This window comes from Thalassotalea agariperforans (assembly GCF_053470345.1).
Genome location: NZ_JBQMWH010000035.1, coordinates 1 through 1,271, shown reverse-complemented (window position 1 = coordinate 1,271; position 1,271 = coordinate 1). Strand labels below are relative to the sequence as shown.

General features: G+C 40.7%; 1 protein-coding gene. It reads right to left on the bottom strand.

Annotated elements, in window-relative coordinates:
• Positions 1 to 8: 8 nt before the first annotated feature.
• Positions 9 to 1,198 (bottom strand): IS3 family transposase gene (locus ACSLUO_RS17655; RefSeq protein ID WP_448250585.1). Its coding sequence is split into 2 segments (ribosomal slippage): positions 9 to 931 and positions 931 to 1,198, totalling 1,191 coding nucleotides; the frame shifts between segments, so codons are not numbered across the junction.
• Positions 1,199 to 1,271 lie beyond the last annotated feature (73 nt).

The window sequence follows — 1,271 nt, the reverse complement described above, 5'->3', positions numbered from 1 at the left end:
TGAAGTGGTCAAGTCATATTGGCCACGTATTTGTAGTTTAGCCAGTATCTTTTCTCTGACTCATTTGGACTTAAACCAGCATTGTATCTATGTGGCCTAGTCTGATTGTAATAACCAATGATGTAATTGATTATTGCTTTTTTAGCTTCAGTAAAACTCTTAAAGCCTGTCGTTGGTATCCATTCTGTCTTTAAACTTCTAAAGAACCGCTCCATTGGGCTATTATCCCAACAATTTCCACGACGACTCATACTTTGTGTTATCTGGTATCGCCAAATTAATTGCCTGAATTTCATGCTGGTGTAATGCGAACCTTGATCTGAATGAAAAATAACATTTTCCGGTTTGCCACGACTTTCATAGGCCATCGTTAACGCTTTCATGGTCAATAGGCTATCAGGTGAATGGGATAATGCCCAGCCAATCACTTTTCGACCAAACAAGTCGAGGACAACTGCCAAGTATGCCCAGCGTGAGCCTGTCCAAATATAGGTGACATCACCACACCAGTAGCTATTGGGTTCGATCACATCAAATTGACGATTTAAAATATTCGGTATTTCAACATGCTCTTTATTCGCTTTTTTATAATTGTGCTGAGGTATTTGACAACTAACTAATTCAAGTTCAGTCATTAAGTTACCCGCTCGATAACGGCTTAATGGGTAGCCTGCTGTTGTTAGCATATCTGCTAAGCTACGCGCACCAGCAGAACCACCGCTCAACGCATGAAATCGCTTTATTTCAGCCCTAAGCTTTATTTGCTCAACGCTTAAGCTATTATCGCGAACAGCCCAGTATTTATAACTGCTACGATGAACACCAAACACGTCACATAGCAGGCTAATTCGGTATTTTCTTTTATGGCTCTGATTGAGTTTTTCGATTAATTCGAATTGTTCAGTGAGTCCGACATCAACAGAGCTGTAGCCTTTTTTAGAATTTCCTTTTCTAATTCAATACGTTCTATTCGTTTCTTTAATTCTCGAATCTCAATCTGCTCAGGTGTCATCGGTGTCGCTTTCGGTGATTTACCCTGGCGCTCTTCACGAAGCTGCTTGACCCACTTGCCGATGGTTGAATAACCAACATTCATCGCCTTAGCTGCTTCTTCGTGGGTATAGCCGTTATCAACAACAAGCTGTGCTGTTTCTAATCTAAATTCTGGACTGAAATTGGGTTTTCTTGGTTTAGTCATTGTGTCACCTAACGTTTACTGAGGTGCATGATAACACCTCTAAGTAGGTGGCCAAATTAACTATGCCACTTCA